General features: G+C 76.9%; 13 protein-coding genes. 6 read left to right on the top strand and 7 right to left on the bottom strand.

Annotated features, from left to right (window positions below):
- Nucleotides 1-58 precede the first annotated feature (58 nt).
- The gene (rsmI, locus tag AS188_RS07200; protein ID WP_058859792.1) at nucleotides 59-955 is read right to left on the bottom strand and encodes a 16S rRNA (cytidine(1402)-2'-O)-methyltransferase; all 897 of its coding nucleotides are present in this window, start codon (nucleotides 953-955) and stop codon (nucleotides 59-61) included.
- Between the two features lie 195 nt (nucleotides 956-1,150).
- Here rsmI and AS188_RS07195 point away from each other — a divergent pair, with 195 nt between their 5' ends.
- The gene (locus AS188_RS07195; RefSeq protein ID WP_058858282.1) at nucleotides 1,151-2,797 is read left to right on the top strand and encodes a dolichyl-phosphate-mannose--protein mannosyltransferase; all 1,647 of its coding nucleotides are present in this window, start codon (nucleotides 1,151-1,153) and stop codon (nucleotides 2,795-2,797) included.
- A gap of 10 nt (nucleotides 2,798-2,807) precedes the next feature.
- Here AS188_RS07195 and AS188_RS07190 read toward each other — a convergent pair whose 3' ends face one another.
- The 5 genes from AS188_RS07190 to AS188_RS17720 all read right to left on the bottom strand — a co-directional run bounded on the left by AS188_RS07190 (nucleotide 2,808) and on the right by AS188_RS17720 (nucleotide 7,252).
- Nucleotides 2,808-3,836: a TIGR01906 family membrane protein gene (locus AS188_RS07190; protein ID WP_083529304.1), complete on the bottom strand. Its 1,029-nt coding sequence runs from the start codon at nucleotides 3,834-3,836 to the stop codon at nucleotides 2,808-2,810.
- Nucleotides 3,837-3,903: 67 nt separating this feature from the next.
- Nucleotides 3,904-5,223, bottom strand: a complete 1,320-nt coding sequence (locus AS188_RS07185) for a L,D-transpeptidase (RefSeq protein ID WP_058858281.1) — start codon at nucleotides 5,221-5,223, stop codon at nucleotides 3,904-3,906.
- Nucleotides 5,224-5,628: 405 nt separating this feature from the next.
- Nucleotides 5,629-5,811 carry a hypothetical protein gene (locus AS188_RS16855; protein ID WP_157570915.1) on the bottom strand — a complete coding sequence of 61 codons (183 nt, stop codon included), beginning with the start codon at nucleotides 5,809-5,811 and terminating at the stop codon, nucleotides 5,629-5,631.
- Nucleotides 5,812-6,158: 347 nt separating this feature from the next.
- The gene (locus AS188_RS17775; RefSeq protein WP_058858279.1) at nucleotides 6,159-6,722 is read right to left on the bottom strand and encodes a DUF3499 domain-containing protein; all 564 of its coding nucleotides are present in this window, start codon (nucleotides 6,720-6,722) and stop codon (nucleotides 6,159-6,161) included.
- 14 nt (nucleotides 6,723-6,736) lie between these two features.
- Nucleotides 6,737-7,252, bottom strand: a complete 516-nt coding sequence (locus tag AS188_RS17720; RefSeq protein ID WP_058858278.1) for a WhiB family transcriptional regulator — start codon at nucleotides 7,250-7,252, stop codon at nucleotides 6,737-6,739.
- Nucleotides 7,253-7,564: 312 nt separating this feature from the next.
- On the opposite strand from AS188_RS17720, the gene AS188_RS07165 reads away from it, so the two are divergent.
- Complete coding sequence (locus tag AS188_RS07165; protein ID WP_147050675.1) at nucleotides 7,565-8,344, top strand: TIGR03089 family protein; 780 nt, start codon at nucleotides 7,565-7,567, stop codon at nucleotides 8,342-8,344.
- 57 nt (nucleotides 8,345-8,401) lie between these two features.
- Here AS188_RS07165 and AS188_RS07160 read toward each other — a convergent pair whose 3' ends face one another.
- Nucleotides 8,402-8,968, bottom strand: a complete 567-nt coding sequence (locus tag AS188_RS07160; protein ID WP_236945078.1) for a GtrA family protein — start codon at nucleotides 8,966-8,968, stop codon at nucleotides 8,402-8,404.
- 216 nt (nucleotides 8,969-9,184) lie between these two features.
- Here AS188_RS07160 and AS188_RS17425 point away from each other — a divergent pair, with 216 nt between their 5' ends.
- From AS188_RS17425 to AS188_RS07140, 4 genes are all read left to right on the top strand, one after another.
- Nucleotides 9,185-10,300, top strand: coding sequence for a 5-(carboxyamino)imidazole ribonucleotide synthase (locus tag AS188_RS17425; protein ID WP_058858276.1), 1,116 nt, complete (start codon nucleotides 9,185-9,187; stop codon nucleotides 10,298-10,300).
- A gap of 135 nt (nucleotides 10,301-10,435) precedes the next feature.
- A complete protein-coding gene (gene purE / locus AS188_RS17420) occupies nucleotides 10,436-10,921 on the top strand; it encodes a 5-(carboxyamino)imidazole ribonucleotide mutase (protein WP_058859789.1) in 486 nt (161 codons plus the stop codon).
- A 47-nt stretch (nucleotides 10,922-10,968) separates the two neighbouring features.
- Nucleotides 10,969-12,579, top strand: a complete 1,611-nt coding sequence (locus AS188_RS07145; protein ID WP_236945077.1) for an LCP family protein — start codon at nucleotides 10,969-10,971, stop codon at nucleotides 12,577-12,579.
- Between the two features lie 44 nt (nucleotides 12,580-12,623).
- Nucleotides 12,624-13,655 carry a lipid II:glycine glycyltransferase FemX gene (locus tag AS188_RS07140; RefSeq protein WP_058858274.1) on the top strand — a complete coding sequence of 344 codons (1,032 nt, stop codon included), beginning with the start codon at nucleotides 12,624-12,626 and terminating at the stop codon, nucleotides 13,653-13,655.
- Nucleotides 13,656-13,664: the final 9 nt, after the last annotated feature.

The raw sequence follows: 13,664 nt of genomic DNA, 5'->3' as shown, positions 1-13,664 counted from the left end.
CGCGGGGTGGACGGCTCCGGACGGGCGACCGCGGGCGGGCCCGGGCCGGTGCGGGAGCTCAGCCCTTCCGGGCGCCGAGGACCGTCTCGTAGAGCTCCCGCTTGCCGACCCCGGCCCGCTCGGCCACCTGGCCGGCGGCGTCCTTGAGGCGGGTGCCGGCGGCCACGAGGGCCTCGACGTCCGCGACGAGGTCCTCGGCCCGGGCGGGCCCGGGGGCGGGGGCGCCGGCGACGACGACGGCGATCTCCCCCCGCACCGGCCCCTCCTGCGCCCAGGCGAACAGCCGGTCGAGGTCCCCGCGCACGACCTCCTCGTGCAGCTTCGTCAGCTCCCGGGCGACCACGGCCCGGCGGCCGGCGCCGAAGGCCTCCCGCAGCGCGGTGAGCATCGCGGCGAGCCGGTGGGGGGCCTCGTAGAAGACCATGGTGCGCCGCTCCCCGGCCAGCTCGGCGAGCCGGGCCGAGCGCTCCCCGGCCTTGCGCGGGAGGAAGCCCTCGAAGGTGAACCGGTCGGTGGGCAGCCCGGAGACGGCCAGGGCGGTGAGCACCGCGGAGGGCCCGGGCACGGCGGTGACGGTCAGTCCCTCGGCGGCCGCGGCCTCGGCCAGGCGGTAGCCGGGGTCGGAGACGGTGGGCATCCCGGCGTCGGAGAGCACGAGCACGGTCGACCCGGCGCGCACGGCCTCGAGCAGCTCGGCCACCCGGCCGGCCTCGTTGTGCTCGTGGTGGGTGAGCACCCGCCCCCGGGTGGTGACCCCGAGCCCGGCGGCGAGCCGGCGCAGCCGCCGGGTGTCCTCCACGGCGAGCACGTCGGCCCGCTCGAGGGCCTCGCGCAGGCGGGGCGAGGCGTCGCCGAGGTTGCCGATGGGCGTGCCCGCGAGCACGACCGCCCCGGGGCCCTCGCGGCGGGGCGGATCGGCGGGGGCGGGGGCGTCGTCGTGGGGTTCGCTCTGCACGGGGCCCACTCTACGGCCCGCCCCGGAGCCCTTCCCCTCCGGCCGGCCCGCTCCCGGGGCCGGTCCCCGTCCGGGTCGGCCCGGTCCCGGACGCTCCCCTCCCGGGCGTCCCCGGCCGGACCGCGCAGGGCGCGGCCCGCGGGCCCCGGGCCGGAGGCGCCGGGCTCCGCGGCCGGCCGGGGCGCCTCCCCTACGATGGCAGGCGTGAGCTCCCCGGTCCGCGCCCCCTCCCCCGCCCCGTGGGCGCCGGCCCCGGTGGGCACGGTCCGCCGGGCGCTGGAACCCGCCGCGCTGCGGGCCCGGCTGCTGCCCGCCCCCGTCGCGGTGCCGCGGGCCGCCTGGCTCGCCCCCGTGCTGGTCGTGCTCCTGGGCGCAGTGCTGCGGTTCTGGGATCTGGGCCACCCGGACGCGATCGTCTTCGACGAGACCTACTACGTGAAGGACTCCTGGTCGCTGCTGCTGCACGGCTACGAGCGGCAGTGGCCCGAGGGGGCCGACGACGCGTTCGTGGCCGGCACGCCCCCCGAGCCGCTCGAGGGCCCCTCCTACGTCGTGCACCCGCCCGTGGGCAAGTGGGCGATCGCCGCCGGGATGGCCCTGTTCGGGGTCGAGGACCCCGTCGGCTGGCGGTTCTCCGCCGCGGTGGCCGGGACCCTGTCGATCGCGCTGGTGTGCGCCGCGGGGTGGCTGCTGTTCCGCTCCGTGGCCGTGGCCACGCTCGCGGGCCTGTTCCTGGCCGTGGACGGGCTGCACCTGGTGCAGTCGCGCCTGGCGCTGCTGGACGTGTTCCTGATGCTCTTCGTGCTGCTGGCCTTCGTGGCGCTGCTGCTGGACCGCGAGCACGGCCGCCGGCGGCTCGTCGCCCGCCTCGGGGTGGCCCCCGGCAGCCCCCTGCCGGAGGAGCAGGCGCGGCGCCGGCTGTCCGGGGGCCCGTGGCTGGGGGTGCGCTGGTGGCGGATCGCGGCGGGCCTCGCGTGCGGTCTGGCCGTGGGCACGAAGTGGAACGGGCTGTTCCTCGTGGCCGGCCTCGGGGTGCTCTCGGTGCTGTGGGACCTCAACGCCCGGCGGGTCGCAGGGGTGCGGCACTGGCTGCGCGCCGGGGTGCTGAAGGACGGGCTGCCGGCCTTCCTGGCCGTGGTCGGCACGGGCGCGGTGGTCTACACCGCCTCGTGGGCCGGGTGGTTCGCGTCCTCCGGGGGGTACTCGCGTACGTGGGCGCAGGAGCACCCCGGGGAGGGGATCGCCTGGCTGCCGGCGCCGCTGCGGTCGCTGTGGGCCTACCACGCCTCGGCGTTCGAGTTCCACCAGGGCCTGGGCTCCCCGCACTCCTACGAGGCGCTGCCGTGGCTGTGGCTGACCCTGGGCCGGCCCACGTCCTACTACTACGAGTCGCCGGGGCGGGGCACGGCCGGGTGCACGGTGGAGCACTGCTCGCAGGCGATCCTCAACATCGGCAACCCGCTGCTGTGGTGGACGGGCATCGCGGCCCTGGTGGTGGCCGCGTGGCTGTGGGCGGTCCGGCGCGACTGGCGCTTCGGGGCCCCGCTGGGGATCTTCGCGGCCGGGTACCTGCCGTGGTTCCTCTTCCCCGAGCGCACCATGTACTTCTTCTACGCCCTGCCGGTCGAGCCTTTCCTCGTGCTCGTGCTGGCCGGGGTGCTGGGCCTCGTCCTGGGCCGGCCCGGGGACTCCGTGGCGCGGCGGCGGGCGGGCGTCGTCGTCGTGGGGGTGTTCGTCGCGACGGTGCTGGCGCTGAGCGCGCACTTCGCCCCGCTGTGGTACGGGCAGACGATCCCCTACGCGCAGTGGCGCGAGCGGATGTGGTTCGACGCCTGGATCTGAGGCGGCCCGCTCAGCGCCCGGCGAGGCGGCGGCGCAGCTCCTGGCGCCGGCGCACCCGGTCGAGGGCGCGGTGGCGGCGGAAGGCCGTGGGCCACGTCGCGGCCATGACCGCGAGCGCCCCGAGCAGGGCCAGGGCGCCGACGGCGATCGCCGCGTCCGTCCAGAACTGCGCCGGGTAGAGCCGGATGAGGGTGTCGGAGGCGCGGAAGGTCCAGGAGCCGTCGGCGAAGAACAGCGAGTGGAAGACCGTGAAGAACTGCTGCCAGGCCACCAGGGCGGCCACGGCCAGCAGCACGAGCAGCACCACGGTCAGCCACGACCCGAAGAACAGCGCGCCGGAGGCGGCGCCCGGCGCGCGGGCGCGCAGGTACAGGGCCGAGACGAGGCCGACGAGGGCGAGCACCACGACCGCGGCCAGGGCCACCTGGAGCACGATCTTCACGTCGGTCATGTGCGCGACCTCCGTGGGCAGGAACAGCCGGTTGCCCTCGTCGTCCCGGACGTCGGCCAGGTACGGGGCCGGGGCCCAGTTGAGCACGTAGTCCAGGCCGTAGGAGCCGAGCACGGTGCGCTCCTCGGTGCCGAAGCCCCAGGGGTCGGCCGGGAAGCCCGGCCGGTGGTACTCCGCCCACAGGAACAGCGGCGTGGCCACGGCGCGCACCGCGGCGGCCAGCAGCACGAGCGGCAGCAGCACCGCGAGGAAGACCTGCTGCACGCGGGGCAGGCGCGGCTCGTCGGCGACCGCCTCGTGGCGGCGGGCGGCCCGCCACCGGGCCTGCTCGTCCTCGTCCGCGGACCCGTCCTCGGGACCGGCCTCGTCGTGGCCGAGGGCGGGCCCGCTGCCGCGCATGGGCCGGGCGTCCGGCCCGCTCGGCTCCCGCCCGGCCGGGGCGCCGGCAGCCGGGGCGCCGGAGTCATGACTCCCGGCCGGGGTCACGGCGGGGATCAGCCCCGTCCACACCGGCTCCTCGCGGGGCGCGGCGGGCGGCTCGGGCTCGCTGCGCTGCCAGGGGGCCTTGTCGCTGCTGGGGGAGGGCACGGGGCGGTCCTTCGGGGGTTCGGGGGAGGTCGGTCCCGATCCTACCGAGCCGCCCGCCCCGGCGGGCTCACCAGTCGCCGTGCCAGGACTCGTCGGCGTAGTGCTCGAACGGGATGTTCCAGTCCCCGTAGCCGTCGTCCGGGTCGGCCTGCGGGTAGCCGGTGTGCAGCACCTCCACGACGTCGCCCGGGCGGAAGACGTCGTGGACGAACTCCGCGCCCTCCGGGGACATCCCGATGCAGCCGTGGGAGACGTTGGCCGTGCCCAGCACCGGCTGGGCGGAGGGCAGCGCCTCGTGGACGAACTCCCCGCTGGCGGTCAGCCGGGAGACGTTCGAGGCCCAGAAGGTCTCGTACCAGTGCGGGTCGCCCGGGGCGAGGTCGAGCGAGGAGGCCTTGAACAGGTAGCTCGGGGCCTGCTCCATGATGACCTTCTTGCCCGTGGTCGAGGGCCAGTCGGGGTTGCCGAGGGTGACGGGGAAGGTGCCCACGACCTCGCCGTCCACCCACGCGGTGAGCGTCTTCGTGCGGTTGTCGACCTGGGCGTAGTGCTCCGCGCCCACGGTGAAGCTCCGGTGCACGTCGGCGTTGCCGATCATCCCGTGGCCCACGTCCAGGCCGAGCAGCTCCACGCGCACGCGCACCTCGGTGTGCGGGTCCCACCGCTCGGCGGGCCGGTAGCGCACGGTGCGCTCGTCGTACCAGCGGAACGCCCCGGCGTGCCCGCCCCCGCCCTCGACGACGACGGCGCGCTCGACCGCCTCCCGGTGCACGACCGGCTCCGAGAACCGCAGCTCGAGCACCTGGCCGGTGCCGTAGACCTGCCCCTCGGCCACGTTGAGGCGCACGTCGACCTCGTGGGCCGCCGAGACGGTGCTGAACGTGCTCGTCCCGCCGCCGGTCCCGGTGGTCCACTCGAGGACGTAGGCGGTGTCGAAGGCGAGGCCCTCCGTGCTGGTCCAGCGGCTGCCGCCCTCCGCCAGCTCGCCGGCCACGGGGGCGCCACCGGCGGCCGGTCGCAGCACGACCCCGCTCAGGGGCTCGGGCCCGGCGTGCACGAGGACCGGCTCGACCGGGTTGTGCTCGAGCGCCCCGTCGCCGGGCAGCACCTCGACCGCGCCCCGGAGGGCCGCGGCCTCCGCCGTCGCCGTGGGCGACGGCGTCCCGGCGGATCCGGCGCTGGGCGCCGGGGCCGCCGGCGTCCCGGCGGGCTCGCCGGGACCCGCGTGCGCGTCGCCGGAGGGCGGGGCGGCGCAGCCGGTGGCCAGCAGCAGCGCGACCGTCCCGGCGGCGAGCAGGCCCCGCCGGCGGGCAGGGCCGGGGAGAGCGGCCGGTGCGACGGGCCGGGGCGCGGACGGGTCCGCGGGCAGGGGGAAGGAGCGGGGCACGGGGGCATCACCTCGGCGTCGGGGGGTGCGGGGGAACGCACAGGGGATGTTCCCAGCGTAGGGGCGGCCCAGCTCCCCGGAGGCATCGGGACCGGCCTGGGTGCGATTGTTAATCACTTTGTGACGACGACCGGAGGAACCCCGGTGCCGGACCGGCACCGCCCCGGCCGGGACGAACCCGCCGTCCGGGGCGGTCGAGGCGCACCGCGGACGGTCCCCGGGCGCACCGGCCGGCCGGGGCCCCCGAGGCACCGCGGGCCACTCCCGGGCGCACCGGCCGGCCGGGGCGGCCCGGAGGCACCGCGGACCGTGCCGGGGCACACCGGGCCGCTGCCGGGCGCCCGCGCCGAGCGGAGAGGCTCGGGCTCCGCCGCGGGCGGCCCGGGGGCCGCGGCGGCCGGGACCTCAGGCGGCGGGCGCCAGGCAGGGGATGCCGGCGACCACCGGGTAGACCGGGTGGACGCCGTCGCGGAAGGGCCGGTCGCTCATGAGCCGGTCGGCGTCCACGGGCACGAGCCGGCCGCCGGTGAGCGGGCAGCGCAGCACCGCGGCCAGGCCGGCGGCGACCACGGGAAGGGGCTCGGTCACGGCCTCGTCCGCGCCCGGCGCCGCCGGTGCGGCGGCGCCGGGGGCCGCGGCCCAGGGCGCTGGGCGCGGCGGCGTGCGCCGGGCGGGGCCGGCGGCGGGGACGGGGCGCGCGGCAGGCTCGTGACGGGGGCCGGCGGCGGGCCTCCCGTGGACGTCGGGACGGGACGGGGCCCGCGGGGTGGTCTGCGTCGTCGCAGGTGCCGGCATCGGTTCTCCTGGTGCTCCGGGGGGAAGAGCGTGCGCGCCGGGCAGGCGCGGTGGGGCCCATCCTAGGGAGTCCGGTTGCGATCGCACAGGGACCGGTGCCGGGACACGCCGGGTGCACGGACGGCGGAGCGGGGCGGGCCTCAGGGGCGGCGCAGGTGCGGGCGCCGCATCGTCTCGGGCAGCGGGACGTCGCGGTGGTCCCCGGCGGCCGGCGGGATCGGCGGGGACCCGGCGGCGCGCCCCGCCACCGGCCCGTCACCGCGGCGGGGCGCCGGTGCGCGGGTGCCGTCGGCGGCGGCAGCGCCCGGAGCGGGTGCCGCCGGGCGGACCGCGGCGGCAGGGGCGCCGGCGGAACCGGCGCCGGCGTCCCGGGTCCGGGGCAGGGAGACGTCGCGCAGCCGGGGCCGGCCCTGCCGGGCGGGGGCGGGCGGGGCGCTCTCGCGCACGGCCTCGGCCACGGCCCCGAGCTCGTCCGCGCCGCCGAAGCCCTCGGGGGGCTCGAGCCGCACGACCCGCCAGCCGCGCGGTGCCGTGAGCCGGTCGGCGTGCACGGCGCACAGGTCGTAGGCGTGCGGCTCGGCGTGGGAGGCCAGCGGCCCCACGACCGCCGTGGAGTCGGAGTACACGTAGGTCAGGGTCGTGACCGCGTCCCGCGTGCAGGTCTGGCGGGAGCAGCGGCGCGCGGGGCTGCCGGAAGAGCTCATCCCCCGAAGCTACCTCAGCGGCCGAGGCGGCGCAGGCGGCGGCGTTCGCGCTCGGAGAGCCCGCCCCAGATGCCGAACTTCTCGTCCTTGCTCATCGCGTAGTCCAGGCAGGCGGACTGGACGGGGCAGGCCTCGCAGACGCGCTTGGCGTCGCGCGTGGAGCCGCCCTTCTCCGGGAAGAACGCCTCCGGGTCGGTCTGGGCGCACAGGGCGTCGGTCTGCCACGCGAGCTCGCCCTCGTCCTCCTCCACGGAGTAGAGCTCCGCGACCGCGCCCCAGGGGTCGGCCTCCCCGGCGGGGGCCTCGAGCAGGTCCACGACCGTGGCCCGCGGGGCGTCCTCGACGGTGCTCGCGTGCTCGAGGAGCAGGGCGGTGGCCTGGTCCTCGAGGCTCGGCCCGCCCCGCGCGTGCCGCTCGGCGGCCCGGGGATCGACGGGGTCGACGAACCAGTCCTCGGGCGCCGAGCTGACGCTGCGGCGCCGGGGGGCGAGGGTGGTTTCGGCGAGCTGGCGGGGTGCGGCCTCTTCCATGACTTTCCTTCCGTACGACACGTTCGCGCTGGCCTGGCATAATCCGGGGGGTGCCGGCGCAGTGCATCCCGGAGAACGCATCTTTGGTGATCGCCTGCCGGACGCCCCAATTACACGTGTGTGACTACTGTCGCGTCAAGACTTTTCAGAAGCGTCCTTCCGATCTGCGAGAACCTGGACAAAGGTTCAGGACGGCGGTGTTCGCGCTGGTCGGAAGGGGGTTGACAGATCCTCCGCCCGTCCCGGAGGCATGCTCCGGGATGCATATTCCGCTCTCCGCACCACCACCCCGTGACCTCGTCAGGAGCCGGCATGAATTCCTCCCCCGTTCCCTCTGTCCCCCGACTGGTGGACACCCTGCGCAGCAGCCCCCGGCCGGCGCTGCTGTGGTACGGCTCCGGCGGCGAGCGCGTGGAGCTCTCCGGGCGGGTGCTGGAGAACTGGGCTGCGAAGACGGCCAACCTGTGGGCCGAGGAGCTCGACGTGGTGCCCGGGGACGCGGTGACCGTGGGCGCGCAGGTGCACTGGCGCACGGTGGTCGCGGTGCTGGGGGCCTGGCTCGCCGGGGCCGCCGTGCGCCCGGCCGATCCCGTCTCCGGGGCCGCGGCCCCGGGCGACCGGGCGGTGCTGGCCCTCGCGGGGACCGACGGGTCCGCCCCTCCCCTGTTGACGGGGGCGCCCGCCGGCACGGTCCGGGTCCTGGCCGACCCGCCGGCGCTGTCCCTGGGGCTGCGCGGGGGCCTGCCCGCGGGGGCGGACGTGGACTACTGCGCGGAGATCCGGGCCCACGACGACGTGTGGTCGCCGGTGGCGGAGCCGGTGGACGCCGATCCCGCCCTGGTGGCGGCGGGCGGGACGGCGGTGGCCCACGCCGCGCTGCTCGACCGGGCCCGCGAGGCGGCCGCCGGGCGCGAGGAGGCGTGGGGGCGGGCCGCGGCCGTGCACGTGCCGGGCGCCGCGGCCGACGCCGCGTTCCTGCTGCGGGTGCTGGCGGTGCTCGCGAGCGGGCGGGCCGTGCTGCTCACCGACCGGGACACCGGGCAGGCGTCGTGGCAGGACGTGCTCGCCGCGGAGCGGGCCACCGGCTTCTGAGCGCCGGGCCGGGGCCGCGCGCGGGACCCGCCCTCGGCGGGAGGGCGGCGCGGGTCCTCAGCCGTCCTCGGGCTCGTCGCCCTGGCGCGGCGCCCCCGGGGCGGCGGAGCGGCCGGCGGGAGCCCGGCCGGTGATCCGGGCGATCTCCAGGGCCGCGGTGTCGGCGAAGTCCGGGTCCTCGTCGAGCTCCTCGGTGAAGACCCAGAACCGGTAGGCGAAGTAGCGGAAGACGGTGCCCAGGATCGTGCCGATGATCGTGCCGGAGACGAAGGACGCGTAGGCGCTGGTCAGGCCCAGCACGTAGTAGCTGAAGCCGAGGCAGCCGAGCTCGATGGCCATGCCGATGCCGTTGGCCACGAGGAACTGCACGAGCTCCTTGCGCTTGTCCGACTGGCGCTTGTGCCGGAAGGTCCACAGCCGGTTCGCGACCCATGCGAAGAGGATCGCCACGACCGTGGCCGCGAACTTCGCCTTGAGGTGGCCGTCCGTGAAGACGGTGTGCATCAGGATCCAGGTCAGCGACGCGTTGATCACGAAGGCGAGGGCGCCCACGACGCCGAACTTCATGAGTTCCTTGACGAAGAGGTGCCAGAGGGCATCGAAACGGGCGGCGAGGCTGTTCACGCGGCTTCAGGTCTCCAGGCTGGTGTGCGGGCGGGCACCGGTCGGCGCCGCGGCCGTGCGGGGCGACGCCCCGGACTGCGCGCCATCCTACCCCCGCGGCCCCGGTCGGATCCGGGGCGGGCGCCCGCCCCGGCCGCGGGCGGCTACCCTGGTCGGGTGAGAACTCCCGGAACCGCTCCCGTCGTCGGCGTCGTCGGAGGGGGCCAGCTGGCCCGCATGATGGCGCCCGCCGCCACCGCCCTCGGCCTCGAGCTGCGCGTGCTCGCCGAGGGCCCCGACGTGTCCGCCGCGGCCGCGGTGGCCACCGCCCCCGTCGGCGACCACACCGACCTCGAGACCCTGCGCCGCTTCGCCGCGGACGTCGACGTCCTGACCTTCGACCACGAGCACGTGCCCACCGAGCACCTGCACGCCCTGGTGCGGGAGGGCGTGGCCGTGCGGCCCGGGCCCGAGGCCCTCGTCCACGCCCAGGACAAGCTGGCCATGCGTGCGGCCGTGGACCGCCTCGGCCTGCCCAACCCGCACTGGGCCGCGGTCGCCGACGTCGACGAGCTCGTCGCCTTCGGCGAGCGCACCGGCTGGCCCGTGGTGCTCAAGACCCCGCGCGGCGGCTACGACGGGAAGGGCGTCATGGTCCTGTCCGGGCCGGAGGCCGCCCGCGGCCCCGAGCCGGCCGCGTGGTTCGGGCGGACGCAGGGCCCGCTGCTGGCCGAGGAGCGCGTGCCGTTCACCCGTGAGCTCTCCGCCCTCGTGGCCCGGACCCCCTCCGGGGAGGTGCGCTCGTGGCCGGTCGTCGAGTCGATCCAGGTCGACGGCGTGTGCGACGAGGTCCTCGCCCCCGCCCCGGCGCTGCTGCCCGAGGTCGCCGCGGCCGCCGCGGGCACGGCCCGCACGATCGCCGCGGAGCTCGGGGTGACCGGCGTGATGGCCGTGGAGCTGTTCGAGGCCCCCGGGCGCGGCCCCGGCTTCCTCGTCAACGAGCTGGCCATGCGCCCGCACAACTCCGGGCACTGGACGATGGACGGGTCCGTCACCAGCCAGTTCGAGCAGCACCTGCGGGCGGTGCTCGACCTGCCGCTGGGCGAGACCGCCGCGCTGACCGGGGCGACCGTGATGAAGAACTACCTCGGCGGGGCCAACCAGGACCTCTTCTCGGCCTACCGGGCCGCGCTGGGCGCCGAGCCCCGCGCGAAGGTCCACAACTACGGCAAGGCCGTGCGCCCGGGCCGCAAGATCGGCCACGTCAACGTCACGGGCGAGGCCGGGGAGCTGCCCGAGCTGCGCCGACGGGCCGGGCACGCCGCCGCGGTCCTGCGCGACGGCGCCCCCTGAGGGCGCGCCTCCCACCGCCCGTCCAGCCGGGGCCGGTAGCGTGACCCCGGTCCGCGCCGGGCTCCCGGCGCCACCCGCACACCGCCCAGGAGGCACCGAGTGAACGAGAAGCAGCGCCCCGTCGTCGGCGTCGTCATGGGGTCGGACTCCGACTGGCCCGTCATGGAGGCCGCCGCGACCGCCCTCGAGGAGTTCGGCATCCCCTACGAGGCGGACGTCGTCTCGGCCCACCGGATGCCGCTCGAGATGATCGACTACGGCCGCCGGGCGCACGAGCGCGGACTGCGGGTGCTCGTGGCGGGCGCCGGCGGGGCCGCGCACCTGCCCGGGATGCTCGCCTCCGTGACCCCGCTGCCGGTGATCGGCGTGCCCGTGCCGCTGAAGACCCTCGACGGCATGGACTCGCTGCTGTCGATCGTGCAGATGCCCGCGGGCGTGCCCGTGGCGACCGTCTCGATCGGCGGTGCCCGCAACGCGGGCCTGCTCGCCGCCCGGATCCTCGCCGCCGGCGACGACGAGCGCGCCGCCGAGCTGCGCGGGCGCCTCCAGCACTTCGCGGCCGAGCTGCGCCAGGGCGCCCACGCCAAGGGCGCGGCCCTGCGCGAGCGCCTCGACGGCTGAGCCGCTCCCCCGTCCTTCCCCGCCCCCCGTCCCCGCCGGAGCTGCCCGTGAACGGCCGATCGTCCCGCGTCGAGCCCGACCTCCCCGACCGCGCCCCCGGGGACGCGGCGGACCCCGCCGACGCCGGGAGCCCCGGGGCCGTCCGCGGGCTCGACGAGCCCGGGACCCCGCCGCGGCTGACCGACCCGCTGCGCCACCCCGAGCACGCCGGCCGGTCCGCCCGCGCCCGGCGGGCCTGGACGCTGCTGGCCTCGACCCTGCTCGTGCCCGGCAGCGCCCAGCTGGTCGCCGGGCGCCGGGCCACGGGCCGGGCCGCGCTGAAGGTCGTCGTCGCCGCGTGGGCCGCGCTGCTGCTCGCGCTGCTCAGCGCCCTGGCCTGGCGCACCCCGCTGGTGTGGGTGCTGACGAACTCCGTGACCTCCCTGGCCGTGATCGCCGGGCTCGTGGGCCTGGCCGCCGGCTGGGCGTACCTGTTCGCCGACACGCTGCGGCTGATCCGCCCGGGCCTGCTCGCCCCGAAGGTCCGCCGCGCCGTGACCCTCGCCACGGTGGCGGCCGTGCTGGTGACCTCCGGCGGGCTGGGCTGGTCCGCGTACCTGCTCTCGGTCGCCCGGGGCGCGGTCTCCGACGTCTTCGCCGGCGGGCTGCCGTTCCGCCCCTCGGAGGGCCGCTACAACATCCTGCTCATGGGCGGGGACGCCGACGAGGACCGCACCGGGCTGCGGCCGGACTCCATGAGCGTGGTCAGCATCGACGCCCGCTCGGGGCGCACCGTGTCGGTCTCGCTGCCGCGCAACCTGCAGAACACGCCGTTCCCCGAGGACTCCCCGCTGCACGAGGTCTACCCCGAGGGCTTCGACTGCGGCGACGAGTGCATCCTCAACGCCCTGTACACCGACGTGACCAACAACCACGCCGAGCTCTACCCCGACGCCGCCGACCCGGGGGCCGAGGCCATGAAGGACGCCGCCGAGGGGATCACCGGCCGGGAGATCCAGGCCTACGCCATGGTCGACATGAGCGGTTTCGAGCAGCTCATCGACGCCCTGGGCGGGGTGACCATCGACGTCGGCGGGCGCGTGCCCATCGGCGGCGGCACCGACCTGGCCACCGGGCTGCCCAACGAGATCTTCGGATGGATCGAGCCCGGCGTCCAGCACATGGACGGCTACACCGCCACCTGGTACGCCCGCTCGCGCGAGGGCGCCACCGACTACGACCGGCAGGCCCGCCAGCGGTGCGTGCAGGCGGCGATGCTCGAGCAGCTCAACCCGGTCAACGTGGTCGCGCGCTTCCAGGAGCTGGCCGAGTCCGGCACGCAGGTCGTGCAGACCGACATCCCGGGCAGCCAGCTCGGCGGGTTCGTGGACCTCGCCCTGAAGGCCAAGGAGCACGAGCTCGGGCAGTACGCGGCCGGCCCGCCGTTCTACGACCCGTCCTTCCCGACCTACCCCGACTACGCGCAGTTCCAGGCCGACCTCGACCGCGTGCTCGAGGAGGCCACCGACCGCGGGGCCCGCGAGGCCGAGCAGGACGCCCGGGCCCTCGCCGGCGGGGCCGCGGGAGCCCGGCTGGGCTCCGCGGCGGTCGTGCCGGCCGCGCTGCCCGTGCTGCCGGCCCAGGAGCTCACGCCCAACGGCACCTGCTCCGTGCCCTGACGGGCCCGTCCGGACCCCTCCCCCGCCGCCGGTACAGTGGGGGCGTGGTCAACATTCTCCAGTCGAACGCATGGGCCGTCTTCCAGCGCGACCTCGGGCGCACGGTGCTCGAGGACGCCGGGGAGGGCTGGCACTGGCTCGCCGTCGTCGAGGGCGGCCGGACCGGGCGCTACCTGTACTGCCCCTACGGGCCGGTGGCCGCCACCCCGCAGGCCTTCGATGAGGCCCTGGCCGCGCTGGAGCGGGCCGGGCGCGAGCACGGGTGCTGGTTCGTGCGCGTCGAGCCCGTGGCCGCCGCGCTGCCGGACGGCTTCGAGACCCCCGAGCAGTCCCTGCGCCGGCGCGGCCTGCGCCCCGCGCCGCGCCAGGTCCAGCCCGGGCACACCCAGGTGATCGACCTGACGCAGGACGAGGACGCCATCCTGAAGGACATGCGGTCCACCAACCGCAACCTGCACCGCAACATCGCCAAGAAGGGCGTGGACTTCACGGTCTCGACCGACCCGGCCGACGTCGAGGTCCTGCTGCGCTTCCTCGACGCGACCGCCGAGCGCAAGGACTTCACCCGCCAGCAGGACGACTACCTGCGCCAGGCCGCCCGGTCGCTGATGCCGCTGGGGGCCGCGTCCCTCTACGTCGCCCGCCTGCACGGGGAGCCCATCGGCGCCGCCCTCGTCTACGACTCCGACGACACCCGCACCTACGCGCACGCCGCCTCGGACTTCGCCCACCGGAAGCTCTCCGCCGGCATCCCGCTCGTGGTGCGCACGGTCCTCGACGCGAAGGCCCGGGGCCTGACCCGCTTCGACCTCTTCGGCACCGCGCCCGAGGACGCCGGCCCCGAGCACGAGTGGTACGGCTTCACGAAGTTCAAGAAGTCCTTCGGCGGGCGCCCCGAGTCCTATCCCGGCACCTGGGACCTGCCCCTGCACCGCGGGCGCTACACCGCCTACACGGGGGTGCGCGCCGCCCGCGAGGCGGCCGGCCGCGCGCGCCGGGCCGCCCCGGCGCTGCCCGGGCGAGCCCGCGGCGCCGCCCGCTCGGTGCTGGCCCGGGTCCGCCGCCCGCAGGACTGACCCGGCGCC

The sequence above is a fragment of the Kocuria flava genome (genome assembly GCF_001482365.1).
Lineage (GTDB): Bacteria > Actinomycetota > Actinomycetes > Actinomycetales > Micrococcaceae > Kocuria > Kocuria flava.
The sequence above is the reverse complement of the archived record's forward strand: the minus strand, read 5'-3'. Positions and strand labels throughout refer to the sequence as shown.